Below are 24,134 nucleotides of genomic sequence, written 5' to 3' on the forward strand. Positions count from 1 at the left end.
CCAAGGAGGAGCACAAGATGAGCGACAATATTGGATACCGCGCCCAGACCATCGAGCCGAAATGGCAGAAATTCTGGGACGAGAACAAGACCTTCAAGACAATTGAAGAATCAGGCAAGCCGAAATTCTACGCCCTGGATATGTTCCCGTATCCTTCCGGCGCAGGGCTGCACGTAGGCCATCCGGAAGGCTATACCGCCACCGACATCGTGTCCCGCTTCAAACGGATGCGCGGCTACAACGTGCTGCACCCGATGGGCTGGGATGCCTTCGGACTTCCGGCAGAGCAGTATGCCATGGATACCGGCCAGCATCCGCGTGACATTACCTTCAAGAACATTGACAATTTCCGCCGCCAGATCAAGTCGCTGGGCTTCTCCTACGACTGGGACCGTGAGATCAGTACGACAGATCCGGGGTACTACAAGTGGACGCAGTGGATTTTCATCCAGCTGTACAATCGTGGATTGGCTTATGTGGCCGAAGTATCGGTGAACTGGTGCGAGGCGCTGGGAACGGTTCTTGCGAATGAAGAAGTCATCGACGGCAAAAGCGAGCGCGGCGGCCATCCCGTCGTCCGTAGACCGATGCGCCAGTGGATTCTGAAGATTACCGAATACGCCGACCGCCTGCTGGAGGATCTGGAGGAGCTGGACTGGGAAGAGAGCATCAAGGATATGCAGCGCAACTGGATCGGAAAATCGACCGGCGCTGAGGTGACCTTTGCGATTGAGGGGCATGAGGCTGTGCTTGAAGTGTTCACTACCCGTCCCGACACGCTGTTCGGAGCAAGCTATTGCGTACTCGCACCGGAGCATAAGCTGGTGGATGCCATCACCACGGATGAGCAGAAGGCAGCCGTTGCTGAATACCGCGACAAGGCTTCCCGCAAGAGCGATCTGGAACGCACGGATCTGGCTAAGGAGAAAAGCGGTGTATTCACCGGCGCTTATGCGATTAATCCGGTGAACGGCGCGCAGGTGCCGATCTGGATTGCTGACTATGTGCTGGCGGGCTACGGAACCGGAGCCATTATGGCCGTTCCGGGCCATGATGCCCGTGACTGGGAGTTCGCCAAGCAGTTCGGCCTGAACATCATCGAAGTGGTGCAGGGCGGCAATATCGAAGAAGAAGCCTACTCCGGTGACGGTCCGCATGTCAATTCGGGATTCCTCGACGGCCTGTCCAATACTGAAGCGATGGCTCAGATGATCGCCTGGCTGGAAGAGAAGGGCAGCGGTAAGGGCAAAGTAACCTACCGCCTGCGCGACTGGCTGTTCAGCCGCCAGCGTTACTGGGGCGAGCCGATTCCGATTCTGCACCTGGAAGACGGCACGATGAAGACTGTGCCTGTGGATCAGCTACCGCTGGTTCTGCCGGATGTGGATGCCATCAAGCCTTCGGGCACTGGTGAATCCCCGCTGGCGAATGTGACCGAGTGGGTGGAGACAATTGATCCCGAGACTGGCATGAAAGCCCGCCGCGAGACTAACACCATGCCGCAATGGGCCGGCAGCTGCTGGTACTACCTGCGTTATATTGATCCGCACAATGATCAGGAGCTGTGTTCACCGGAGAAGCAGAAGGAATGGCTGCCGGTTGACCTGTACATCGGCGGAGCCGAGCATGCAGTGCTTCACCTGCTGTATGCCCGCTTCTGGCATAAGGTACTCTATGATATCGGCGTAGTCGATACCAAGGAGCCGTTCCACAAGCTGGTCAACCAGGGAATGATCCTGGGGAACAACAATGAGAAGATGAGTAAATCACGCGGCAATGTCATTAACCCGGATGAGATCGTGGAAGCCTACGGGGCAGATACCCTGCGCGTCTATGAGATGTTCATGGGGCCGCTGGAGGCCACCAAGCCTTGGAACGAGAAGGGTGTCGAAGGCATTCACCGCTTCCTCTCCCGCGTATGGCGCCTGTTCGTGAATGAAGACGGCAGCCTCAGCGCGAAGATTACAGAGGGCGGCGGCACGGATGAATTCAAACGCACCTGGCACAAGACGCTGAAGAAGGTAACCGAAGACTTCGAGCATCTGCGTTTCAATACGGCAATCAGCCAGCTGATGATTTTCATCAATGACGCTTACAAGCAGGAGAGCCTGTCTAAGGAAGCAGCAGAACAGTTCGTACAGATGCTGTCCCCGCTGGCACCGCATATTGCCGAAGAGCTGTGGGAGCTGCTGGGCCATGAAGGAAGCATCAGCTATGTCGCCTGGCCATCCTATGATGAAGCTTGGACCGTAGATGCTGAGGTTGAGATCGTGGTGCAGGTCAACGGTAAAATCGTCCAGCGCGCGCTGATTCCGGCGGATATGGGCCAGCAGGAGATGCAGGACCACGCCCTGGCCCTGCCGAATGTGAAGGCGGCCGTCGAAGGCAAAACCGTACGCAAAATCATTGCCGTTCCCGGCAAGCTGGTAAATATCGTAGTGGGTTAAGCGAAGAACGCAATTCTGCCCGCAGCAACGGAGGTTTCCGTGCTGCGGGCTTTCTTGGTTTCGGGCGGCCTGTGAAGCGTGACGACTGCCAGCATGGGAGGGGACAGGGCCAAGGCAGGGGGCAGGATGGCTTAACGGTCTAAGCGGCTCTGGGCGATGCTGCCGAGGCCGAACAGCTCGTCGAGCTTTTCCACATCCTCATCGTATTTGTCGTGTGTGGTGGTGATCAGGCGTTCGAATACCCCTTCCAGACTGGTCTGCAAGTGATTCAGGGCTTGCGCGGTAATACCCCCGCGGACGGCTACCCGTTCCTGCAGCTCCTGCGGGGTGAACGAGCCTTCGGTCAGCAGCTTGCCTGTACCCAGCAGCATCTCCCCTGCGAGCCGGGTGACCAGGGCTTCGTCGATGCCGGTTGCTTCAACAGCCGCTTCAATCCACCGCTCCAGGAAATAGCTCAGAAAGGCCGGACCGCAGCTGGAGAAATCTGAGGCAATCCGCGTATGACCCTCAGGAATTTCCTCAGGAACTCCAATGCAGGAAAATAGCTGGAGCAGCAGCAGCCTGTCTTTTTTATTTAATCGGCTACCGAAGATGCACAGCGAACTTCCGCCTCTGACGGAATGGGTGATGCTGGGAATGATTTTGGCGACCTTGGAGGGCAGGGCCGATTCCAGATGGTAGAGCTGCACAGGGCTTGTAATCGATACAACGATCTGGTCGCTGCGCAGATAAGGGGCGATCTCATCGGTTACCCGCTTGAACTGCAAAGGCTTGACACACAGGAACACCAGGTCGCTCTCCGAGGCGGCTTCGATGTTGCCGGAGCATATCGTAATTCCGGGATGAAGCTTCTTCAGCTCCATCAGCCTGCCCGGGCTGCGGTTGCTGGCCATCACGTCACATGGATCAAGGGCTCCCGACCGAAGGAAGGTGTCGATCAGCAGACTTCCCATGCTGCCTGTTCCGATAAATCCCACTTTCATCCTGTGGTACCTCCTTTCTTATGCTGCTGGCTTACAGTGATACTCTTCGTTAAATGTATGCACACCAGACTTGGACCAATGACAGGTTTTAATCGGATTTTTGAATAAAATTCCAGTTCGATGAGGGAGGACAAACTGATGGATAAAAGAATGATCATCTGCGCCATCACCGCCGCGCTGCTGGGCGGCAGCCTGGTATGGGCCGCAGACCTTAGAACACAGGACGCCGGCATCGCCGGATGGTCAACACTGAACGCCGGAATGGCGCAGGCGCTGGGAGTGGCGGCTGACGGGGAGGCTGGCAGAGCGGCCGCCGGGGGTGATGGCGGGAGTGTGGCTGGTGCAGCGGGGAGTAGAGCGGAAGGTGGCGAGGTATCGGGTGGCGGTACGACGAGTAATGGAGTGGCTAGCGGGAGTGCGGTGGGGGACGGGGCAGTTGTCTGGAGTGTTGCAGGTGCGGCGGGTAGTGGAGAGGCAGGTGGAGAGGCAGCTGGTGGCGGTACGGCGGGGAGTGGAGTAACTGGCAACGCAGCCACGAGTGTTGCAACAGTGGACACAGGAGCTGGCGGGAGTGTGATTGGTAATGGAGTTGCTGGCGCGAATGTTGTAGGCGAGGCGGGTAGCGGAGTTGTTGGCGGTGCGGCCACCGGTGATGGAACAGCTGGCGTTGGAGCGGCGAGTGCCGGGATATCGGGTGCGGGTGCGGCGGACTCAGGAGGACCCGGAGGAGCGGCGGGAAGCGGCGGTGCAAGTGGAACGGCGGCTGCAACAGCTGGAACTGGTGGAGCCGCTGGCACTGCAGCCCCGGCAGCGGCTGACGGCCGGATCAATGTGAATACAGCCGATGCCAAAGCCCTCATGGACCTGCCGGGCATCGGAGAGAAGAAAGCACAGGCGATTATCGACTACCGCACCAGTAAGGGAGCCTTCCGCAGCGTGAAGGAATTGGGCAAGGTGAAGGGCATCGGCCCCAAGCTGCTGGAGAAGCTGAAGCCGCTGGTGGCATTTTAAGGCCGCCGTCCTGAATGTCTCCGTCTCCGAACAACCCGTCTGTCGGGGAAGCAGTTGGATTTCCTCCACTTAATAAATCTTAAATGCTACCTTGACGAACAGTAAGTGGATTTAGGGCATCTAATTTAGCCTGAATGCGCTGAATCAGCAATTTGCAATAAATTAAGTGTCATTTTTCCAACTACTAGCTTACATTCGGCGCTTTTACCAGTAACAGTTGTAGTTTTTCCACTTAGCGGGCTCTATACTCTGAGCATGGACAGAGGCACAGTAAGCTGCAATTGCACTCAGTACATTAGATTAGCCCACAATCCGCCTGATAACTGAAGCTGCTGCACTTCGTACATTAGAATTTTACAAAAGCAGGTCTTTTGAGGACAAATAAGAAAATCAATTGTACAGAGTGCAGCAGAACGTTACTTAGGCGCTGAGAATGCAATTTCTACTGTATGAAGTGCAATCACACCCCACTTTACGGATGAGCAAATGAGGTGTAGAAGTGGCGGGACGGGAGATCTGAGCGAGGGATAGGCGAAATGTAGGTTGTTGCGGGCTATCAATATCCTAGTGAAAACGCAGACAGGTATGCTACAATAATGAACAACTATTGAAGAGAAAGTGGAGATTACTGATGACTGTGGCTTACCGCAAGAACTGGGATACATACTTCATGGATATTGCCTGCATGGTCTCCACCCGTTCGCGCTGTCCCCGCCGCCATGTCGGCGCGGTGCTGGTGCAGGGGAAGAAGCTGCTGGGTACGGCCTATAACGGTGCGCCGATGGGCGTTCCTGACTGCTCGGAAGCAGGCTGTATGGTCTCTGAGCAATACGAGCGTGAGATGATAGACGGTGTAGAGACAATGGTCAAAAAGCAGCGCTGTATCCGTACAATCCATGCCGAGCAGAATCTGCTGCTGTTCACAGACCGGAGCGACCGGGAAGGCAGTACGGTCTACGTTACGGATGAGCCGTGCTGGACCTGTGCCAATATGCTGGCTAACAGCGGAATCGTGGAGATTGTCTACCTGCGTCCTTACAAGAAAGACATGGAGAAGGTACAGGCGATGCTCTCCTCCAAAGGAATCGTGTTCCGTCAATTGGAGAACTACGAGCCGCCTAAGGAAACGATGATTTCGGTATCTGAATAATGGCGTACACCCGATAGAATATGGACTGGCTTCAGGGGAAGAACCTCTGTACACGCATGTGTATGCGTATGCAGAGGTTTTTTGGCGTCTAGAGCTAATTAGGAAGGAGAGATAATCATGAACAGAAGGCCGTTACTAAGCTTCACGGTTTGCTGGGTGGCGGGAAGTGCCGCAGGTTGTTTGTTCTCTGGCCGCAGTCTGCTAATCTGTCTCGCAGGGCTGCTGTTACTGCCTGTAATCTGGGCGGTGAGCGGCGGGATACGCTGGAGGACGGCTGCGGTATTGGTGATGGTACTAATTGTGGCGGCACTTTACTGGGAATACAGTGAGATACGCAATGTGAGTCTGCTGCCCAAGGCATTAGGGCACCCGTCAGGCGAATTGAATGAGGCATACGTAACAGCCACAGGGGTTATTGTCTCTCCGGTGGAGCGGGACGGGGACCGGGTTGACTTTGTCGCGAAGCTGTCCAGTGTCAGACTACACCAGCAAGGGGAACAGTCTGCCGCAGCGGGAGCGGCGGAGAGGGAGGCTGAAGGTGAACGTGTAACTGTACAAATCAAGCTCCAGGAGGAGAGTGAGATCGCTGAGGCTGCCTTGTGGCAGCGGGGAGACCGGGTGGTCATTGAGGGGGAATTGATCGAGCCGCAGATAGCGCGCAACTTTGGCGGATTCGACTACCGTGCCTATCTGCTCACCCAAAAGATACACTGGCTGCTAAAAGGAACGGGAACAGCCAGTGTAAAGGTTAACCCCCAAGTCTCGTGGGAGCCGTCCACTATTCTGCGCTGGAATGATAAGGCAAGATCCGTGCTCGGTGCAGAAATGAGCCGCTTATTTCAGGAGCCTCATGCGGGTTATATGAAAGGCCTTGTCATCGGTATCCAAAAGGAGCTGGACCCGGAGACCTTCAGACAGTTCTCGCAGCTCGGGCTTACCCATATCCTGGCCATCTCGGGGATGCATGTGGCGGTGTACGTCGGAGTGATCCTTGTTCTCTTGCGCCGCTGCCGCTTAACCAGAGAAACCGCACTGACGGTGACCCTGCTGCTGGTGCCGGTCTATGTGCTGCTGTCCGGGGCGGGACCGTCCGTGATCCGCGCCGGGATCATGAGCATGATTGCCCTGCTGGCGGCAAGGCTGGGCCTGCTCAAGGATGGACTAAATATTCTGGCTGCATCCGCTTTGATGATGCTGGTCTGGAATCCTTATCTGCTGCTTAGTGTCAGCTTTCAGCTGTCTTTTCTGGTAACGGCGGGACTCATGGTGTACACACCGCTCGCTGCGCCGCTGTTCAAGCAGTTACCGGGTTGGCTGGGCAGCAGTCTCTCCGTAACGATTATTGCTCAACTGGTCTCGTTTCCGCTGACGATTTATTATTTCAACCAATTCTCATTGTTGTCCGTTGCTGCTAATCTGCTGCTGGTTCCCTTTATCACCTTCCTGGTGCTGCCCTTAGGAACACTGGCGCTGCTCCTCGGAAGGGTCTGGAATGCAGTTGCACTCCTGACTGCGCAGCTTGCGGAGATACTAAATAATATCACTTTTGCGGCAGTAGAGTGGGTGAACGGATTCACCTCCGGGAAGCTGATCTGGGCTTCGCCATCCTTTCTGTGGATTTGTCTCTACTACGGGCTACTGTACGGTATGTTACTTGCGTTGAAGCGGAGGACTGAAGCTAGACTTGTTCCCCAGTTCATGGATGATGAGACCCGTCCGCTGGCGGAACTGGAGAGGCCGGAACCGCCGGGTAACCATATCAACACCAACAACCAGCCAGATTTTCCATCCACTGCGAACAGCAGAAGAGCGGCGCTGGCCTTTCAAGCCTATCCGCAACCGGGTTCAGCACGCTGGAGCAATCCCGCAGCGATAATGTGCGCTATAGGCCTGACCATTCTGCTCTACAAAGGCTATAACGCCGAGGTTATACGCGACGGCTCCGGTTCCATCAGCTTCCTGGATATAGGCCAGGGGGACAGCAGCCTGATTACCACGCCGGGCGGAGCCCACATCCTGGTGGACGGCGGCGGGACCGTGAGCTTCGGCAACCGGGAGGAATGGCGCATCCGCCGCAGCCCGTTCGAGGTCGGGGCGAAGACGCTGCTGCCGCTCCTGAAGCAGCGGGGTATCCACCGGCTGGACGCGGTTATTCTGACGCATGGCGATCAGGATCATGCCGGAGGACTCCAGGCAGTGCTGGAAGGGATGCCGGTATCAGCGCTGCTGTTCAACGGAACATTAGCCGACACGGAGCCGTATACCAAGCTGATGACGACTGCACTGGACGCGGGTGTCCGGCTGTACCCGGTGCAGCAGGGTATGACGCTGGCCCCGGACGAGGCCGCGCGGCTGAACTTCCTCTGGCCGGAGCCGCCAGCGGATGGGCAGACCCTGCCGGAGGAAGTGGAAGACCAGAACCACGAATCGGTGGTGTTCCGGCTGGAGATGAACGGCCGGAGCTTTCTTTTCACGGGAGATATGGATGAGGCGGCAGAGGAAGCCATCCTACATTCCGCAAGTCAATCCGGGATTGAGCAAGGCAGACCCATCGACGTCCTCAAGGTCGCCCACCACGGAAGTAAAACTGCGTCCAGCGCAGAATGGCTAGCCTTCTGGAAGCCCGGCGCCGCTGTGATTTCAGCCGGTGTGAATAATCTCTACGGGCATCCGCACGGTGTTGTGCTGGAGCGCCTGAACGGTACGGGAACCCGCGTCTACCGGACGGATCAGCAGGGGGAGATTGAGATGAGAATTAGGCACGGTGGGATTGAAGTGCGAAATAAATTAAAGTGAAATAGGCGATACGATTTTTCTATGTAAATGATCGCCTTTGAAGAGATGGTAATACATATAAAAATAATGGAATTTATATATTTATCAGTCTCTATTAAAAATATCGCGAGTGTAGACTTTTTCTACAACATCCCAAATCTCTTCAGTTAGGCGATTAGTAATTATAATATCGCATGCATTTTTAAATTCTTTCAAATCTTTAATTACTTTAGAGTTGAAATACATATCAACGTGAAGCATTGGCTCGTATATAACTACCTTGATACCTTTAGCCATTATACGAGTCATAATGCTCTGAATAGCAGATTCCCGAAAGTTGTCGGAATCTTTTTTCATAGTTAAGCGATGTATACCTACAATATTTGGATTCCTTTTTAATATCATATTTGTAATATGATCTTTTCTTGTTTTGTTAGCTTCTACAATGGCACTTATCATATTATTGGGGATATCCGCATAATTGGTTAGTAGTTGTTTCGTGTCCTTTGGTAAACAATATCCACCGTAACCAAAAGAGGGGTTATTATAGCCATCGCCGATGCGGGGATCTAGGCTAACTCCTTCAATAATTTGTTGTGTGCTCAATCCTCTTATCTCAGCAAAAGAATCTAACTCATTAAAAAATGCTACTCTCATAGCAAGATAAGTATTAGCAAATAATTTAATAGCTTCTGCTTCAGTTGCATTCGTAAACAATACATCAATATTCTTTTTCTTTGCACCATCAGTAAGTAATTTGGCAAAGATTCTGGCCCTTTTCGTTTGTTCGCCTATAACAATTCGTGAAGGATATAAGTTATCATAAAGGGCCTTTCCTTCACGTAGAAACTCTGGAGAGAATATGATGTTATTTGTTTTGAACATTTTTTTAATTCTTTCAGTGTACCCTACGGGAACAGTTGATTTTATAACCATAATGGCTTCAGAGTTAATCAATAATACACTTTTAATTACATCCTCGATAGTTTCGGTATTAAAATAATTTTTCTTCGGATCATAGCTGGTCGGAGTTGAGATAATCACATATTCAGCATCTTTAAATGCCTTTTGTTTATCCGTTGTGGCAGTTAGTTTTAATTTCTTAAATAACAGGTAATCTTCAATCTCCTGATCTTTAATCGGAGATTTCTTTTTGTTAATCATATCAACTCTTTCTTGAATTATATCCAGTGCGATAATCTCATTGTTTTGCGATAGTAGAATAGCATTGGACAAGCCGACATAGCCTAATCCAGCCACTGTAATCCTCATTTAACTATACCTCCCAATTTCAATTATTGTAGTTGTACCGTTTATTCTATATTTACACCAATTATATGGCAATATGTTCTATGATTTGTTTAATTTAAATTTAAATGGTACGAAAAGAATTGGATATACTCGGTAGATTAATGGATATTGTAACAAATTTCACAATAGTTTTTACATAAAAATGATATATTTATATCAGTGTAATTTTATCCCAATTAGGTGCTGGCTTATCAAATATGTTTAATAGGAGCTTGAGTAGGGATGGAACCGATTATTGAATTAAAAGGTGTGAGTAAAGAGTTTAAAACTTTAAAGAAAAAAAAGGGGAAATTGGGTTTTATCAAAGACCTTTTTTCAACTGATTATTTAATAAAAAAAGCTGTAAACCAAATTGATTTAAGTATATACAAAGGTGAGATTGTAGGTTTTATTGGCCCTAATGGTGCCGGTAAATCGACAACGATTAAGATGTTGACAGGTGTTTTGGTGCCCACTGAGGGAACTATACTTGTTAATGGGTTCACCCCACATAAACAAAGAGTAAAATATGTTAAAGAAATTGGCGTGGTTATGGGGCAAAGAAGTCAATTATGGTGGGATCTATCGGTATTAGACTCTTTTAAAGTAATGAAAGAAATGTATGAGCTAAGTGATGCAGATTACTTTGTTAATATGAGCATATTTGAGGAAGAACTCAAGATATCTGAGCTTTTTTATAAATCCGTACGACATTTGTCATTAGGCCAAAAAATGTTGTGTGAGATAGTTGCAGTACTACTTTATAATCCTAAATTAATTTTTTTGGATGAGCCAACAATAGGGTTGGATATTTCTGTGAAAATAAAAATAAGGAATATTATTAAAAGAATGAATCGTGAAAATGATGTCACAGTTATTCTTACGACCCATGATATTAGTGATATTGAAGCACTCTGTCATCGAATTGTGATCATAGATCAAGGAGTTATTATCTTTAATGATTCTATGCACAAAATGAAACAATTGGTTGGGACTGAGAGGAAAACTATTGAAATAACGACAAAAGATGTGATTGGCGATGACCTATTAACTAATATAAGGCAAGGCTTTATTAAAGAGAATGTATTATTCAATTTGGTCACAAATAAAAAAATGGAAATTATATATGATAGAAATGAAGTAGATATTGATATGCTGTTAATGAAGATTATGAGAAATACAAAGGTGATTGATATAGATACTTCTGATGTAAGAATAGAAAATATTATCAAGCAAGTGTACGAAGGTAAATTATTATGAGGAAATATACAACTCTTATAGAGGCTGGCATAAAAAGTTCTTTTGCTTATCGATTTAAGATTATTACCAGTTTGCTGTTTAATGTAATTTATTTGTATATTTTATTTTTTATTTGGAAAGGGATTTATTCATCTCATGAAAATATAGCAGGATTAACCTTTGAGGAAACCTATTCGTATATTGCTGTTTCTACAGTTTTAACCTATCTGTTTAATTCGCGAACGGATTGGAGAATGTCAATGAGAGTACTAAATGGCCAGATAATTGGTTATTACTCAAAACCATTACCTATCCAGTTGCAATTCTTCTTTGAAGCAATAGGTGGTGTGATTGTTCAGTTCTTTATTGTACTTATACCAGTAATAGTATTTGTATCGATTATAGGTACTGGATTTCCTGATTATCAGAATATTATCTTTTTTATTCTTTCCCTGCCACTAGCTTTTATTATTAATTTCTGTTTTGAATACAGCATTGGAACAATTTCGTTTTACACGGAGTCACTGTGGGGAGTTATTATTTTGAAAAACACTGTAATTGCATTTTTTTCGGGAGGGTTATTGCCAGTAAGGTTTTTCCCGGAAAATATTCAAGTACTTATTAAATGGTTACCGTTCAGAGGGATTATTGATATTCCCATAAATATATTAAATGGACGATCGTTAAATTATGCAACATTGTTGTGGTACATTGCTATGCAAACATTTTGGGTCGTAATGCTAGTATGGGTGTCACATTCATTCTATAAGAAATCAGAAAAGGTGATGATCGTAAATGGTGGTTGAATGCTAAACAGGTTTAAGTATTACATCAAAATTTATTTTTTATTAATTTCTAAATTTATAAAAGCACGTATGGCATATAGAGCGGATTTTATTATTAGCCTACTTGGTATTTTTATCGAAAATACTTTAGGGTTACTGTTTTATTCAGTAGTTTTTATGCGCATATCATACATTGGAGATTGGAGTTATGACGACCTATTGTTTATCTATGGTTTTCTTGTAACAGCTTCTTCATTTTTTTATATTTTTTTTGGTAATATGTTTAATCTAAAATCTTACGTAGTAACAGGAGAATTCACAAAATTTTATTATAGACCAATTAATATGTTTTTTTCATTTGTTGCTGAGTCGATAGACATAAAACCAATCTTTCAATTTCTTATTGGTATTTACCTTTTACTGATTTCATCAAATGCATTAGATATCGCTTGGGATTTGCAGGCTGTATTATTGTTGAGTTTTTTAATAATTAGCTCAGGAATAATAATAATTTCTATCATGACTATTTGTGCTTCTTTGGGTTTCTGGGTAAGAGATCCCTCAATCATTATGGATTTTATGCTGAAAATTAAAGATTACTCAAAATACCCTTTGACTATTTACGGTAAATTCATGCGCATTTTCTTAACTTTTATTATTCCGCTAGGATTCATGTCATTCTACCCATCTTTATTATTTCTACGGAGTACAGTTTTACAATATATATGGGTAATTCCTCTTCAATTGATTGTAACCGTTATCTTTTTTCTTTTAGCTGTAATGATTTTTCATAAGGGAACTAAGTTTTACGATGGTGTTGGTAGTTAGATGGAGTTTACCAAAATTAAGAATGAAAAGGAGGGATTCACATGTAACTAATATAGCGTTAAACATAACTTAATTAAGAGAGTTGTATTTTCGAATATACATTATGTGCTGATCGAGGAGGTTTTTTTTTGAATAATAAAATTACAATTATAGTACCAGTTTTTAATGGAGAAAAATATATTAAAACTTGTCTACAATGCTTGATTGATCAGTCGTACAATAATTTGGAAATAATAATCGTTGATGATGGTTCTACTGATAATACCAGAATGTATATAGAATCTTACATGGAAAAAGATGCAAGAATACTTCTGATCACACAAAAAAACCAAGGTGTTAGCAATGCCAGAAATAAGGGTCTTAGTTCCTGCACAGGAGAATTTGTCTGTTTTGTGGATTGCGACGACACCATCGATAGAAACTATTGCAAAACTATGCTTTCATATATGAGCGATACTATCGATGTAGTAGTTTGTGGGGTGGGAATTTCTTATAACGGTGATTTTACTGAGGATTCTCCATTTTATAGCACTGTATCAGGCGAAACTGCTTGTTTAAATATTCTTGAACAACGAAATGTATCTGGATTTATTTGGAATAAATTGTTTAAAACATCTGTATTTCGCTTGAAAGAAATATATTTTCCAGAAGGACTAATATATGAAGATTTACTGGTTTGTTATGAATACTTTCAATCCGTACATTCTGTGCAATATATTGATGAAGCGCTATATCATTATAAAAGAAGGTCAGGCTCATTATGTACAAATTATGATAATCCGAAAAGAATGAGTGATTTAATTGAAATCATTAAAATAATGGAAAAGAAAACTTTGAAAAATCAAATGAATTTAAAAGCATTTCTATTTTTCCTTCATAATTCACTTCTAAGACTAAATAATTATTTCATACGTTCTAATTATATTGGGAATGATATTTTATTTAAGGAGTGTGCGAAATTTATAATTGATCGCATTCAAGTATTGAATGGTGAGCTTGAAATTATAAAAGATCTAGTTAACGAGGAGAGATAATGAAATGGCTAATAACCTTAATATTGTTGTGAAGCTTACAACAAATTGCCCGGCAAACTGTAAATGCTGTACAAACCGCCAGAGAGAATTTGTAAGTAAAAATGAAAAAAACAGAATATTTGACATAATAACGTTCGAGAAAATTTGTGTAAAAGTTAAAGCTATTGGCGGAACATATATTTGTCTAAGTGGGGGAGAACCTACAATAGTTGCCAATATTGATGAGTATATGGAGATTGCACAAAAGCATGGTTTAGCTACAAGGATGAATACAACTGGCTGGGGTATAACAGAAGAAAAATTGAGAAGATGGCTTTCTTTAGGTTTAGAGCAAGTCGTATTATCTGTTTATAGTTTGGATAAAGACAGAATTAAGAGCATCAGAGGCAACGGAGTACTATTAAAAAAATTATTAAACGCAGCCGAGCTAATCAAAAAAATGAAATTGGAAAATCACCCCTTCTTATTTATAGTGCAAACTGTGGTGATGAGTGAAAATTATAGAGAACTGCCCGATATATTAGAATTTGCTATTGAAAACAAGGCGGATACCGTTTGGCCGTCTTACATGGAGGATGCAGTGAATCTTCCAGAAATTAGAATGGAGAAAAATGATATAAAGATACTCAAAAACGAAATAATTCCCCAAATGAAAAAGTTAATTGAAAGATACCCCTTCAGCGAAGATCATAAAGCTTGCATGAAAAAAAGCCTGAGTAATTATTATGCGGATGAATTTGATGATTTTATATATCATCGTGAAGATTTTGATTGTCATTGGTTAGGGAAGCATTTTACGTTTTATCCAAACGGTACAGTTTATCCTTGTCCGGGTCATGAATATTTTAGCAGTGAATGTCAATATACAATTGATTATAGTTCAATTGATGATTTTTTGACGTTAGAAAACTTAGCTAACAATGCAACCAGTAAAACAGAGCATTGTAAGTACTGCCCACAAGGTATTTTTGAAGAGGTGAAAATTGAACAATATAGTTCATAAGAGAGTGTCACTATAGTTATGTGGAGGAGGAATATAATGAAAAAAATACTTTTGGGGATTTGTGGCATAGGCTATGGGCATGTTAATCGCCAGAAATTAATTATCAATCACCTGGTTGAATATGATATTGATCTGGTATTAGCAGTTACTAAAAAGAACTATGAATTATTCGATGGCTTATATCCGAGTATAAAAAAAGTTATTGTTAATAGGCCTTGGATAGTATGTGATAATAGGGGGATTGATTTTACAGCTACTAAGATAAAATATTCGGAATTTGGTTTTGATCAATTTGATGGTTTTTTGGATTTTTCAATAGAAGTTGAAAAGGCGTTTAATGGAGAGCATCCTGATTTCGTTTTGAGCGATTATGAACCTTACTCTGCACAATTTGCTTATGCAACAAATAAACCTTTAATTTGCTTGGATCAACAAGCGAAATTTTTAAATTTACCCACAAAAAAAGTGAATAATTTCACTATCGAAGATGCTACGGGTCTATTGCATTATTTTTTTCCGAAAGCAAATAAAAGGTATGCCTCTTCATTTTTTACGATCAGAAGCAGCGGTAAATACAACATAGAAGCCATTCCTCCAGTACTAAAGGACATAAAAAGAGGCCTTGTCGACAATTCTAAAGTAGTTGTTTATTTCTCTCCTTATACATCCAACTCTGATAAATATATAAAAATATTAGAATTAATAAAACATTATAAAAATTATGAATTTCATATTTATTCTGAACTTGATTTTCTAAATTATCACAAATATAACAACTTCCATTTTAAAAAAATAGGTGAGGAATTTGATAGTGACTTAACGGATTGTAAATTTATTATATCTTCATCAGGGCACCAGCTAATTAGTGAGGCAATTAATTTAGAAATTCCTCTTTATATCTTCCCTTTAGATACATTTGATCAAAATTATTGTTGCTATATCGTTGAGAAGCAGAAGTTCGGTAAAAGAATTAAGACAAATGATCAAAAAGAATTTGATCTGTTCATAGAATCATTAGAAAAATATATAACTAATATGCAAAATTATAAAAGAACTAATTGGAAAAGCAAATGGAATGAAGTGCTGTTTGAAAAGCTTGAGAAAGAATTGAATATTATGAAGAAAAAGATCACATAATGATCCTTTATGTTGCCTATATTGGAGGTTATTTCATTGCACAAACCATTAGTTATTTTCGTGACTACAGCAACATCAAGTAATAAGACTGCCGAAGAAAACTTAGGATTAGGCTATTTAGCAGCTACATGCCGAGAGAATAATATTGAGGTTAGAATTATTGATGGTTGGCTAGAAGAATTAACATCTGAAGAAATAATTAATCGTATACTATCCGAGCGGCAACCTTTGTTGGTTGGTTTTTCATGTAATCTACTCACAGGAGATGCTGCAATAAATATTGTTAATCAATTAAAAACTAAAAACTACTCTGTGCCATTTATTGCCGGTGGATTTGCACCAACGCTTAATCCAAAGAAATTTCTGGATTCTGGATTTGACTTTGTGTCTTTGGCAGAAGGAGAGGAGACGATCAAAGATTATTGTGACCATCTTCTCAATGGAAAACCTGCCCTTACTGAAATAAGCGGGCTATGTTACTATGATGAATTGCACAACTTATGCTTCAAAAAGCCGAACTGTAGAATGGCACTTGATGAAATCCCTTTTCCTTCTAGAGATACGATGAATTATGTTATCAAGCATAAGATTCCGGTCAGTATTTCTACAACAAGAGGTTGTAAGGCAAGTTGTTTATTTTGCAGCATTGCCGCTTATTGGAGAACAGCTGATGGGCCTAGATGGAGAGGGAGAAGTGCGTATAATATAGTCGACGAAATAGAGCAACTATATCATAAAGGGGCTCGTTATTTTAAGTTTGTTGATGATTCTTTTATCGAACCACCAAGAGATGCAGAATGGTGTAATAATTTTGCTGATGAAATCCATAAAAGAGGTCTAGATATTGGATTTAGAATAACGATGAGAGCAGACAGAGTTAGTGAAGATATAATAACAGCTTTATGTCGTGCGGGTTGTGACTCTATAGTATGTGGGGTGGAGAATTTTAGTAATAAAGCCTTGAGACGTATGGGCAAGAAAGCAGATTCTAAAGAGAATACTGACGCGCTAGACCTTTTAAAAAAGCACAATATCTATGTTCTACATGGTTTTATCTTATTTGATTATGCCACGACTCTCGACGAGTTGCGGGAAAACTATGAAGTGCTTAATGAATACTCTTGGGCGATATGTAAGGGGATATTTTCAGAGATGTATGCTGCTACGGGTACACGTTACACTGAAATTTTAAGAAGAAAAGGATTAATTTATGGTGATGAACGTTTTGAAAACTACACCTATCAAATAGAGGACGATAAAGCCAATATGGTATATAAGGCTTTAAAAGATTGGCATGTGAGTCATAATAAAATTTACGATATGATGGTAGAACCTATTAATAAACCTAGAGTTTTAAGCAAAAGTGGTTCAGCATCCTTTTATATCCTTTACTTAGACATCAGAAGACGCGATCTGGAATTTATGGGAGAAGTGTTAGATATAGTAGAGGGCAATTTAGGCCAAAGCTATCTAGATGAGTTTGTTAAAAAAACGATTAGAAATAGTATGGAATGGTTCGAAGATTATGCAAATAAAGTTGAATGTTTATACGATTCAGAGGAAATTGTGTATATGGCTGAAGAAGATCCATTTACCTTGATTGAGCAGTAAAGCGAGCAGAAGGGAGAATAAAATGAGGGATGTTACTGTAATTATTCCCACTTATAATAAAGCTGAGTATTTGGATTTAACCTTAGCTGGTTTCTGCATTCAAATTTATAAAGAATTTAACATCGTGATTGTTGATGATGGTAGCTCAGATAAAACAAGGGATGTAGTGGATAATTATTCTGATAAGTTATCAATCAATTATATTTATCAAGAAAATGCGGGAAGATGTGCAGCTAAAAATGTTGCTCTAAATAATTTGAATACTGAGTATGTAATTTTTTCTGATGATGATCGAATCCCGGACAAAAATTTTGTGAATAAGCATATTGAGTATTTAAAAGAAAATCCGAACACAGTTACAATTGGCAGTAAATATGATGTTCTTTCATTCTGGGATGACAGGACTAGGCTATACAAATCACAAATCAACTATCTTTATCGTAAAAATAGTGATAATTTTGGATGTTTACTGAATATTAATAAGCTAATTTCACCAGAAATGCTCATTTCATCTTTTGATACTACAATTGAGGTTTTCGGTCTGGGCGAAAGAACTGACAACTGTAGTGATGTGCGAAATAAGTATACGGATAATCTTATAGATTTTCATTTTGGATGGGCAATAGCAACAACTGGTAATATGGCTCTTAAGCTCCCTAAAGAAAAAGTGCTTTTTGATGAGCGCTTAAAAGGATGGGGAGGCGAGGATAATGAATATGCATATCAGCTCTCTAAACTAGACTACAAGTTTGGATTTGTACCTAAAGCAGTTAATTATCACCAATTACACCAGCGTGGTAATAATGAAATGGATCAATTAAAAAGTAATATTGGATATTTAATTTCCAAATATCCTACTTTAGAAATGAAACTCTTTAATGAAGTTTTTAGTATGCCCCGAGGATTTGTGAGCTTTGTGGATATTAATGAGAAATATAGGAGCGTCAAGAATAAAGAACCTGTTGTTTGAAATTAAGTATTGAAAGTTAAGGAGTCAGCGGCACCCAGCCTAATCGGCGCCGCTTTTTGTGTGTAGCGAGGATAATAAAGGTAAATGCAGTACTGTATGATAATAATTTACTTTTGGTAATTGATTTTGCATTTAAGCTTTTATGCCACAATAATTAGGAATAAGAATTTTCACCATTTTCTATCCAAGAGAAGGACCCATCATATACCACCCCGGACTAATACTCTTTCAATCGTATATAATAACCTCATATGAAAGGGGTTGATCTTATCCTTATTGTTCTGGCAGGACTCCTGCTGCTGCTGATTGCCCAGACTGTGTACCTGCTGAACTACCGGAGACAGGTCGGTCAGATCAGCAGCCAGCTGTCTTTTATTATGGAGCATGAGTCCCGTAAGCTGGTAGCGACCCAGTTGAAGCCGAGGGAGATCGGCAGGCTGGTGCGGGAGTGCAATAACCTGTTAAGCCGCCAGCAAGCGATGGGAGAACAGTTCAGTCGCAAGAATCAGGAGATGAATCTGGCGATTACCAGTCTGTCGCATGATATCCGCACGCCGCTCACTTCACTGGATGGTTACCTTCAGCTGGCGCTGCGGACAGAGGCAGAGCAGGAGAAGGGGCGGTACGTAGCGCTTGCCCAGTCGAGAATACAGCAGATTATTAAGCTGGTAGAGGAACTGTTCCTCTATACCAAGCTGCAGAATCCCGAATATGAATTGGAGCTGCAGGCGGTTGATGTGGCGGAGGTGTTGAAGCGGAACCTGTTTACGTTCATTGATGATTTTACCCGGTCCGGGAATGAGCCTGAGCTTCGGCTGCCGGGGCGTTCTCCCCGGGTGATGGGGGATATCCATGCGCTGGAACGAATCTTTACCAATATCATCGGCAACTATTTCATCCACGGCGAAGGCCCGTTGACCGTAGAGGTTGAAGACAGGCAGGAGATGCTGTGTATACGCTTCACTAATCGGCTTAAGCCAGGCAGCAGGGTGGATACGGAGAAGATCTTTACCCGCTTTTACAGAGAAGATCCGTCGCGTACCCGGCATTCCTCAGGTCTTGGACTCTCGATTGTGAAGGCGCTGATGGAGAAAATGAACGGGGATGCAGAGGCCAATTCCGCCAGCGGCATCTTCAGCATTGATATCGAATTCGCAAAAGCGGGAAAGGAGCACTCCCATGGGCATCCCTCTCAATAGTAACAGCAAAAGAATTCTCATCGTTGAGGATGACGAGCATATTAACGCAATTCTGCATGACGGGCTTACCGCCGCAGGCTTTCAGTGTACCCGGGCCTATTCAGGCAGTGAAGGGATGCTGAATCTGGCAGAGCAGGAGTATCACCTCATTGTCCTGGACCTGATGCTGCCCGGATTGTCCGGCGAAGGGTTCATGCACCGTTTGCGTGAGGAGTTGAAGTCCCGGATTCCGGTAATTGTCCTCTCGGCAAAGGATCAGCTGGATCATAAGCTGGATCTGTTCACGCTGGGCGCTGATGATTATGTGACCAAGCCCTTTGAGCTGGAGGAGCTGATCGCCCGCATCCATGTCCATATCCAGCGGACAGCTGCCGGTGAGCCGGTGAAGGAGTTCAGGCATAAAAATCTGGTACTGGACTGCACGGCCTACAGTGTAAGGATTCATGGCAGCGTGCTTGCTCTGACCCGCCAGGAATACCGGATTGTCGAGCTGCTGGTCAGGAATCCCTCACGCGTGTTCACGAAGCAGGATCTCTATGAGCTGGCCTGGGAGGAGATCTATCTGGGCGAGGACAAGACGATAACGGTACATGTCAGCAATATTCGCAATAAAATCAAAACGCACGACAGCGAAGCCTATATCGATACGGTCTGGGGCATCGGCTTCCGGCTGAGTCCATGATGAACTTTGAACTTTCTTAACCTTTTGTTGGCGAACTATTAGTCTTCATCCTGTTAACTTAGGGTAAGGAGGTGGCAGACATGACAGATTGCATTATTGAACTATGCGGACTGACCAAGATGTACCAATTGAAAGCGGCAGTACGGAATGCCAATCTCAAAATCTACAGAGGAGAGATTGTCGGCATCATCGGTAAGAACGGGGCGGGCAAATCGACCCTGCTCAAAATGATCAGCGGACACGTGTATCCAACCTCGGGTGAGCTGCATTTTTTCAACCGTGCGGCGGCGGGAGACCAGTCTTTTTTCGAGCGGATGGGGGTGCTGATTGAACAGCCCGGGTTATACCCGAACCTCTCGGCCTATGAGAACCTGAAGCTGCTCGCCATCGCATATGGTCTAAGTGACAGGGTTACCACGATAGAGAAATTGCTGAGGCTCGTAGGACTGGATCTTAAGAATACCGCCAAAGTCAAAAGCTATTCCATGGGTATGAAGCAGCGGCTGGGAATCGCGGTGGCCTTGCTTGGAAGTCCCGATGTGCTGATTCTGGATGAGCCGATTAACGGGCTTGATCCGCAGGGGATTGTAGAGATCAGGGAGCTCATCCTGGAGCTGAACGCAGCGGGTCTGACGATTCTGATCTCCAGCCACATTCTGGAGGAGCTCTCCAAAATCGCCACCAAGTATGCCATTATCCATCAGGGGGAATTCGCCGAGGTCATCTCCAAGGAAGAATTACAGCAGCGCTGTGAGGAACGGATCGAGATTAGCGTGGAGGAAGCCCGGGAGGCTCTCCCGGTGCTGGAGCGCGAGCTGAAGATTACACAATATAAAGTGGTGGACAGCCGTACGGTATATGTATACGACGAGCATATCCGCATCCGGCAGATCGTCCAGGAACTGGCGCAGTATGGGATAATGGTAGATTCCATCTCAAGACATAAGCAGAGCCTGGAGCAGTATTTCCTGGAACGCACGGAGAGTGCAGGTGAACGCCATGATTAATCTGTTGCGGATGGACTTCTACCGCTTCACGCGGAACAAGATTATGTACCTGCTCCTGCTCTTGTTTTGTGCTTTTCAGATCTTCGGCATTTATATGATGAAGCAATACGCGCAGCCTGTGGAGGAAGGCGGTGTTCAAATCGGAAATTTAACGGAGATAGACTTCATCCAGTACACGATCTCACAGCCGCCTTCCTGGATGCTGATTTATATCGCAGTGTTCACGATCTATTTCTATATGAGCGAATGGAATTCCGGCTTCCACAAGAATTATATCTCCATGAGACAGGCAAGAATCCACTCCGTCTTCTCCAAAATGGCGATTCTCGCCCTATTCGTGGCCATGCTGTTCCTGACGCTGTTAATTGCGGATGGGATCGGGAGAAGGATGTTCTTTGACCAGACAAATATGGGAGATCTAGGCATGCTCATTACCCTGCTGGCCAGCCAATTCCTGCTGCACTGGGCGTTCTCACTGGTTGTTCTCTGCATTTCTATGATGACCAAGAACCTGCTCATCAGCTTGAGCGCCGGCTTCGTTCTGGCCCTGAATGTGATCGGGATGGTACTGGGGGCGCTGGAGAATCAGTTCACAGGCACTCATCTGACGCAATATCTGCTGATCAACACGCTCGTACGGATCAAGGATCTAGGCAGCACGGCTGACCTGATTCATACATTCGGAGTAGCGGTTGCGGCGATTCTAATACTAAGCTATCTTGCTGTCCGCTACAAAATCAGGGAGGATCTGAACTAGCGTCATTTCGCCCTGAGGGAATCAGATTCTTCTGCATTCCTCGGGCAGCTCCCCGCCCTGAATCCATTCCTCGACCAGCTTATTGAACAGCTCTGGCTTCGCCAGAGAGAGGCCATGTCCCATCAGGGGAATCACCACGCCCATGCAGCGGGGATTCACAGCTACAAGGTCCCGGGCGGATTGCTTCATGACAGATTTCTCACGTTCACCTACAGTAACCAGTATTTTGCCTGTGGCCTCACTGAACCCGGCTGGAATGCGGAACGACATATTCTCTTCCAGCACCCGGATCAGCGTCTTCAGCTCCATCTGCCGGCTCTCTTCAACATACCGTTCCAGGTACTCCTCGCCCAGATAGAGCGTCTTAGCCTGTAGCTTCGCGAACCATCTGTACTTAATCAGCGGAAAAGACACTCTGACCGCCGGCCCGATCAGCTTGCTGGCGGAGGGAATGGGCCGCACTAACGCGCTGTTGATGATGGCATAATCGATCAGCTCCGGTCTTAACCCCAGCATCTGAACCAACACCTGTGCGCCCAGCGAGAAGCCGGTGACAACGATCTTTCGTCCCTGAGCCCGCTCCTCAATGAGCAACAGAAGCTCCTCCGCACTGCTGCGGATCGTGAACGCCGTATCCTCCCGGCTGAACCCGTGCCCCGGCAGGTCCGGGACCAGACAATGATACCCGGCGAACGCCGCCACCTGCTTCTCCCACATCCACCCGCTCACGCCCCCGCCATGCAGGAAGACCATCAGACAAGCCCCATCCGGGTCTCCGTACTCCTGAATATGTATCGCCATCCCGTTACACCTCTTTCTTGTAAAATAGCCACTCCTACTCCTACGTCCCAGTAACAATATGGTCTCATAAGTAGAACCGGCTTTGTCTTCCTTTTCGGGACGGTACCGTTTCAATGAAAAGTGAAGCTTGGGTTTCAATGTTTACTCAGGATCTTTGCGGGGAATGAAAAGGTGTATCACAAAAAAAGCCCCGGCAGCTTGTCCAAGCTGCCGGGTGCTCATTCTACATACCATCCAATAGATTGAACTTGTAATATACAAATTAAGGGATGAATGGCGGAAGGGAATTTTGGAACTGTAGGAGCGGTAGCGTCCGCCTTTGTATACGGATTTCTACCGCGAACAGCGGTTAAATCAAGGAAATCTGTATACAACAGCGGCCGGAAGTCCAAACATTCTCTGGAGTCATGACTATCCCAAGATAAAGATACTGCAAGTTCAATCTACCCACTCAAAAATTAAAATCCTCATCCCGCAAAGGCTCCACATTCATAGCCCGCACATACCCATTCCCCTTCTTCGAGAAGAAGTCATGCTGCTTCGTGTGGGTGCTGATCCCGTTCTGGACGATCGGGTTAATCTCTTCCTCATCGAACAGCGGATCATGGCCGAGGTTCATCATCGCCTTGTTGGCATTGTAGCGCAGGAAGGTCTTCACTTCCTCCACCAGACCGATCGGTGCGTAGATCTGCTCGGTGTATTGCTCCTCGTTCGCGTGGAGCAGACGCAGCAGGCCAACCAGGGTCTCGTAGACATCGCTCTGGTCTTCTTCGGATAGCTCCTCAAAAATCTCCTGGGCCAGCACGCCGACATAGACGCCGTGGATGCTCTCATCACGCAGGATCAGGTCGATGATCTCGCCGCTGCAGGTCATTTTGCCTTGTCCGGCCAGATAGAGCGGGTAGAAGAAGCCGCTATAGAATAGGTAGCTCTCCAGTAGTACCGATGCGGACATCGCCAGATAGAGGTCTTTCTTCGTTTCAATCTTTTGATAATACTCCGAGATCGTCTCCGCCTTGAACTGCAGGAACGTATTGTCCTCCACCCAGCGGAAAATCCCGTCAATCTGCTCAGTGGAAGCCAGTGTGGTGAAAATGCTGCTGTACGACTTCGCATGAATCTGCTCCATCATCCCCATGAAGCCAAGGACCGCCTTGCGCTGCAAGCCGTCCACATGCTCCATAATCTGCGGCATCCCTACGCCGCCCTGAATCGTATCGAGCAGGGTCAGTCCGCCCAGCACCTTCATATAAGAGTCCTTCTCGATCTCGCTTAGCGTGAGCCAGGACATTTTGTCATCGGATAGTGGTATTTCATCATCGGTCCAGAACTGCATAATATTCTGATTCCAGAACATCAGCGAGAAATCGTCGTCGGGACGGTTCCAGTTCACGGCTTGGATTGCGCTCATAATCGTATCTTCTC

At 45.2% G+C, this 24,134-nt stretch carries 20 protein-coding genes; 16 read left to right on the plus strand and 4 right to left on the minus strand.

Features of this window, described 5'->3' with window-relative positions:
- Positions 1–17 precede the first annotated feature (17 nt).
- Complete coding sequence (gene leuS / locus MHH78_RS10195) at positions 18–2,447, plus strand: leucine--tRNA ligase (RefSeq protein WP_341167321.1); 2,430 nt, start codon at positions 18–20, stop codon at positions 2,445–2,447.
- A 131-nt stretch (positions 2,448–2,578) separates the two neighbouring features.
- On the opposite strand, the gene comER is transcribed toward leuS, so the two are convergent.
- Positions 2,579–3,430: a late competence protein ComER gene (gene comER, locus MHH78_RS10200; RefSeq protein ID WP_341167322.1), complete on the minus strand. Its 852-nt coding sequence runs from the start codon at positions 3,428–3,430 to the stop codon at positions 2,579–2,581.
- Positions 3,431–3,568: 138 nt separating this feature from the next.
- Between comER and MHH78_RS10205 the strand changes: the two genes are divergently transcribed.
- The 3 genes from MHH78_RS10205 to MHH78_RS10215 all read left to right on the plus strand — a co-directional run bounded on the left by MHH78_RS10205 (position 3,569) and on the right by MHH78_RS10215 (position 8,387).
- Entirely contained in the window at positions 3,569–4,441 is an 873-nt protein-coding gene (locus MHH78_RS10205; RefSeq protein WP_341167323.1) for a ComEA family DNA-binding protein, read from the plus strand.
- 631 nt (positions 4,442–5,072) lie between these two features.
- Entirely contained in the window at positions 5,073–5,591 is a 519-nt protein-coding gene (locus tag MHH78_RS10210) for a deoxycytidylate deaminase (protein WP_076082103.1), read from the plus strand.
- A 117-nt stretch (positions 5,592–5,708) separates the two neighbouring features.
- Entirely contained in the window at positions 5,709–8,387 is a 2,679-nt protein-coding gene (locus tag MHH78_RS10215; protein ID WP_341167324.1) for a ComEC/Rec2 family competence protein, read from the plus strand.
- An 84-nt stretch (positions 8,388–8,471) separates the two neighbouring features.
- Here MHH78_RS10215 and MHH78_RS10220 read toward each other — a convergent pair whose 3' ends face one another.
- A complete protein-coding gene (locus tag MHH78_RS10220) occupies positions 8,472–9,638 on the minus strand; it encodes a nucleotide sugar dehydrogenase (RefSeq protein WP_341167325.1) in 1,167 nt (388 codons plus the stop codon).
- A gap of 261 nt (positions 9,639–9,899) precedes the next feature.
- Between MHH78_RS10220 and MHH78_RS10225 the strand changes: the two genes are divergently transcribed.
- From MHH78_RS10225 to MHH78_RS10280, 12 genes are all read left to right on the plus strand, one after another.
- A complete protein-coding gene (locus MHH78_RS10225; protein WP_341167326.1) occupies positions 9,900–10,916 on the plus strand; it encodes an ABC transporter ATP-binding protein in 1,017 nt (338 codons plus the stop codon).
- Positions 10,913–11,701 carry an ABC transporter permease gene (locus MHH78_RS10230; RefSeq protein WP_341167327.1) on the plus strand — a complete coding sequence of 263 codons (789 nt, stop codon included), beginning with the start codon at positions 10,913–10,915 and terminating at the stop codon, positions 11,699–11,701. Before MHH78_RS10225 ends, MHH78_RS10230 begins: the two co-directional genes overlap by 4 nt.
- The gene (locus MHH78_RS10235; protein ID WP_341167328.1) at positions 11,702–12,508 is read left to right on the plus strand and encodes an ABC transporter permease; all 807 of its coding nucleotides are present in this window, start codon (positions 11,702–11,704) and stop codon (positions 12,506–12,508) included.
- Between the two features lie 128 nt (positions 12,509–12,636).
- Entirely contained in the window at positions 12,637–13,542 is a 906-nt protein-coding gene (locus MHH78_RS10240) for a glycosyltransferase (protein WP_341167329.1), read from the plus strand.
- A 4-nt stretch (positions 13,543–13,546) separates the two neighbouring features.
- Positions 13,547–14,545, plus strand: coding sequence for a radical SAM protein (locus MHH78_RS10245; protein ID WP_341167330.1), 999 nt, complete (start codon positions 13,547–13,549; stop codon positions 14,543–14,545).
- 36 nt (positions 14,546–14,581) lie between these two features.
- Positions 14,582–15,682, plus strand: coding sequence for a glycosyltransferase family protein (locus MHH78_RS10250; RefSeq protein ID WP_341167331.1), 1,101 nt, complete (start codon positions 14,582–14,584; stop codon positions 15,680–15,682).
- 36 nt (positions 15,683–15,718) lie between these two features.
- On the plus strand, positions 15,719–17,293 hold the full coding sequence (locus MHH78_RS10255; protein WP_341167332.1) for a B12-binding domain-containing radical SAM protein: 1,575 nt from the start codon (positions 15,719–15,721) through the stop codon (positions 17,291–17,293).
- A gap of 22 nt (positions 17,294–17,315) precedes the next feature.
- The gene (locus tag MHH78_RS10260) at positions 17,316–18,263 is read left to right on the plus strand and encodes a glycosyltransferase family 2 protein (RefSeq protein ID WP_341167333.1); all 948 of its coding nucleotides are present in this window, start codon (positions 17,316–17,318) and stop codon (positions 18,261–18,263) included.
- A gap of 251 nt (positions 18,264–18,514) precedes the next feature.
- Positions 18,515–19,462 carry a sensor histidine kinase gene (locus MHH78_RS10265; protein WP_341167334.1) on the plus strand — a complete coding sequence of 316 codons (948 nt, stop codon included), beginning with the start codon at positions 18,515–18,517 and terminating at the stop codon, positions 19,460–19,462.
- Positions 19,443–20,144 (plus strand): response regulator transcription factor, encoded by a 702-nt coding sequence (locus MHH78_RS10270; protein WP_341167335.1) that lies wholly within the window; start codon positions 19,443–19,445, stop codon positions 20,142–20,144. Before MHH78_RS10265 ends, MHH78_RS10270 begins: the two co-directional genes overlap by 20 nt.
- A gap of 80 nt (positions 20,145–20,224) precedes the next feature.
- A complete protein-coding gene (locus MHH78_RS10275) occupies positions 20,225–21,151 on the plus strand; it encodes an ABC transporter ATP-binding protein (RefSeq protein ID WP_341167336.1) in 927 nt (308 codons plus the stop codon).
- On the plus strand, positions 21,144–21,908 hold the full coding sequence (locus tag MHH78_RS10280) for an ABC transporter permease (protein ID WP_341167337.1): 765 nt from the start codon (positions 21,144–21,146) through the stop codon (positions 21,906–21,908). Before MHH78_RS10275 ends, MHH78_RS10280 begins: the two co-directional genes overlap by 8 nt.
- 21 nt (positions 21,909–21,929) lie before the next feature.
- On the opposite strand, the gene MHH78_RS10285 is transcribed toward MHH78_RS10280, so the two are convergent.
- Together MHH78_RS10285 and nrdF are read right to left on the minus strand one after the other, a co-directional pair.
- Positions 21,930–22,709, minus strand: coding sequence for an alpha/beta fold hydrolase (locus MHH78_RS10285; protein WP_341167338.1), 780 nt, complete (start codon positions 22,707–22,709; stop codon positions 21,930–21,932).
- Between the two features lie 451 nt (positions 22,710–23,160).
- On the minus strand, positions 23,161–24,120 hold the full coding sequence (gene nrdF / locus MHH78_RS10290) for a class 1b ribonucleoside-diphosphate reductase subunit beta (protein ID WP_340938813.1): 960 nt from the start codon (positions 24,118–24,120) through the stop codon (positions 23,161–23,163).
- Between the last annotated feature and the right edge of the window lie 14 nt (positions 24,121–24,134).

Source organism: Paenibacillus sp. FSL H3-0333 (assembly GCF_038002805.1).
Taxonomy (GTDB): domain Bacteria; phylum Bacillota; class Bacilli; order Paenibacillales; family Paenibacillaceae; genus Paenibacillus_AQ; species Paenibacillus_AQ silagei.

Bases quoted from the DNA above. Each gene is read 5' to 3' on its own strand.
- leuS (WP_341167321.1), top strand. From the start codon at position 18: ATGAGCGACAATATTGGATACCGCGCCCAGACCATCGAGCCGAAATGG.
- comER (WP_341167322.1), bottom strand. From the start codon at position 3,430: ATGAAAGTGGGATTTATCGGAACAGGCAGCATGGGAAGTCTGCTGATC.
- MHH78_RS10205 (WP_341167323.1), top strand. From the start codon at position 3,569: ATGGATAAAAGAATGATCATCTGCGCCATCACCGCCGCGCTGCTGGGC.
- MHH78_RS10210 (WP_076082103.1), top strand. From the start codon at position 5,073: ATGACTGTGGCTTACCGCAAGAACTGGGATACATACTTCATGGATATT.
- MHH78_RS10215 (WP_341167324.1), top strand. From the start codon at position 5,709: ATGAACAGAAGGCCGTTACTAAGCTTCACGGTTTGCTGGGTGGCGGGA.
- MHH78_RS10220 (WP_341167325.1), bottom strand. From the start codon at position 9,638: ATGAGGATTACAGTGGCTGGATTAGGCTATGTCGGCTTGTCCAATGCT.
- MHH78_RS10225 (WP_341167326.1), top strand. From the start codon at position 9,900: ATGGAACCGATTATTGAATTAAAAGGTGTGAGTAAAGAGTTTAAAACT.
- MHH78_RS10230 (WP_341167327.1), top strand. From the start codon at position 10,913: ATGAGGAAATATACAACTCTTATAGAGGCTGGCATAAAAAGTTCTTTT.
- MHH78_RS10235 (WP_341167328.1), top strand. From the start codon at position 11,702: ATGCTAAACAGGTTTAAGTATTACATCAAAATTTATTTTTTATTAATT.
- MHH78_RS10245 (WP_341167330.1), top strand. From the start codon at position 13,547: ATGGCTAATAACCTTAATATTGTTGTGAAGCTTACAACAAATTGCCCG.
- MHH78_RS10250 (WP_341167331.1), top strand. From the start codon at position 14,582: ATGAAAAAAATACTTTTGGGGATTTGTGGCATAGGCTATGGGCATGTT.
- MHH78_RS10260 (WP_341167333.1), top strand. From the start codon at position 17,316: ATGAGGGATGTTACTGTAATTATTCCCACTTATAATAAAGCTGAGTAT.
- MHH78_RS10265 (WP_341167334.1), top strand. From the start codon at position 18,515: ATGAAAGGGGTTGATCTTATCCTTATTGTTCTGGCAGGACTCCTGCTG.
- MHH78_RS10270 (WP_341167335.1), top strand. From the start codon at position 19,443: ATGGGCATCCCTCTCAATAGTAACAGCAAAAGAATTCTCATCGTTGAG.
- MHH78_RS10275 (WP_341167336.1), top strand. From the start codon at position 20,225: ATGACAGATTGCATTATTGAACTATGCGGACTGACCAAGATGTACCAA.
- MHH78_RS10280 (WP_341167337.1), top strand. From the start codon at position 21,144: ATGATTAATCTGTTGCGGATGGACTTCTACCGCTTCACGCGGAACAAG.
- MHH78_RS10285 (WP_341167338.1), bottom strand. From the start codon at position 22,709: ATGGCGATACATATTCAGGAGTACGGAGACCCGGATGGGGCTTGTCTG.
- nrdF (WP_340938813.1), bottom strand. From the start codon at position 24,120: ATGAGCGCAATCCAAGCCGTGAACTGGAACCGTCCCGACGACGATTTC.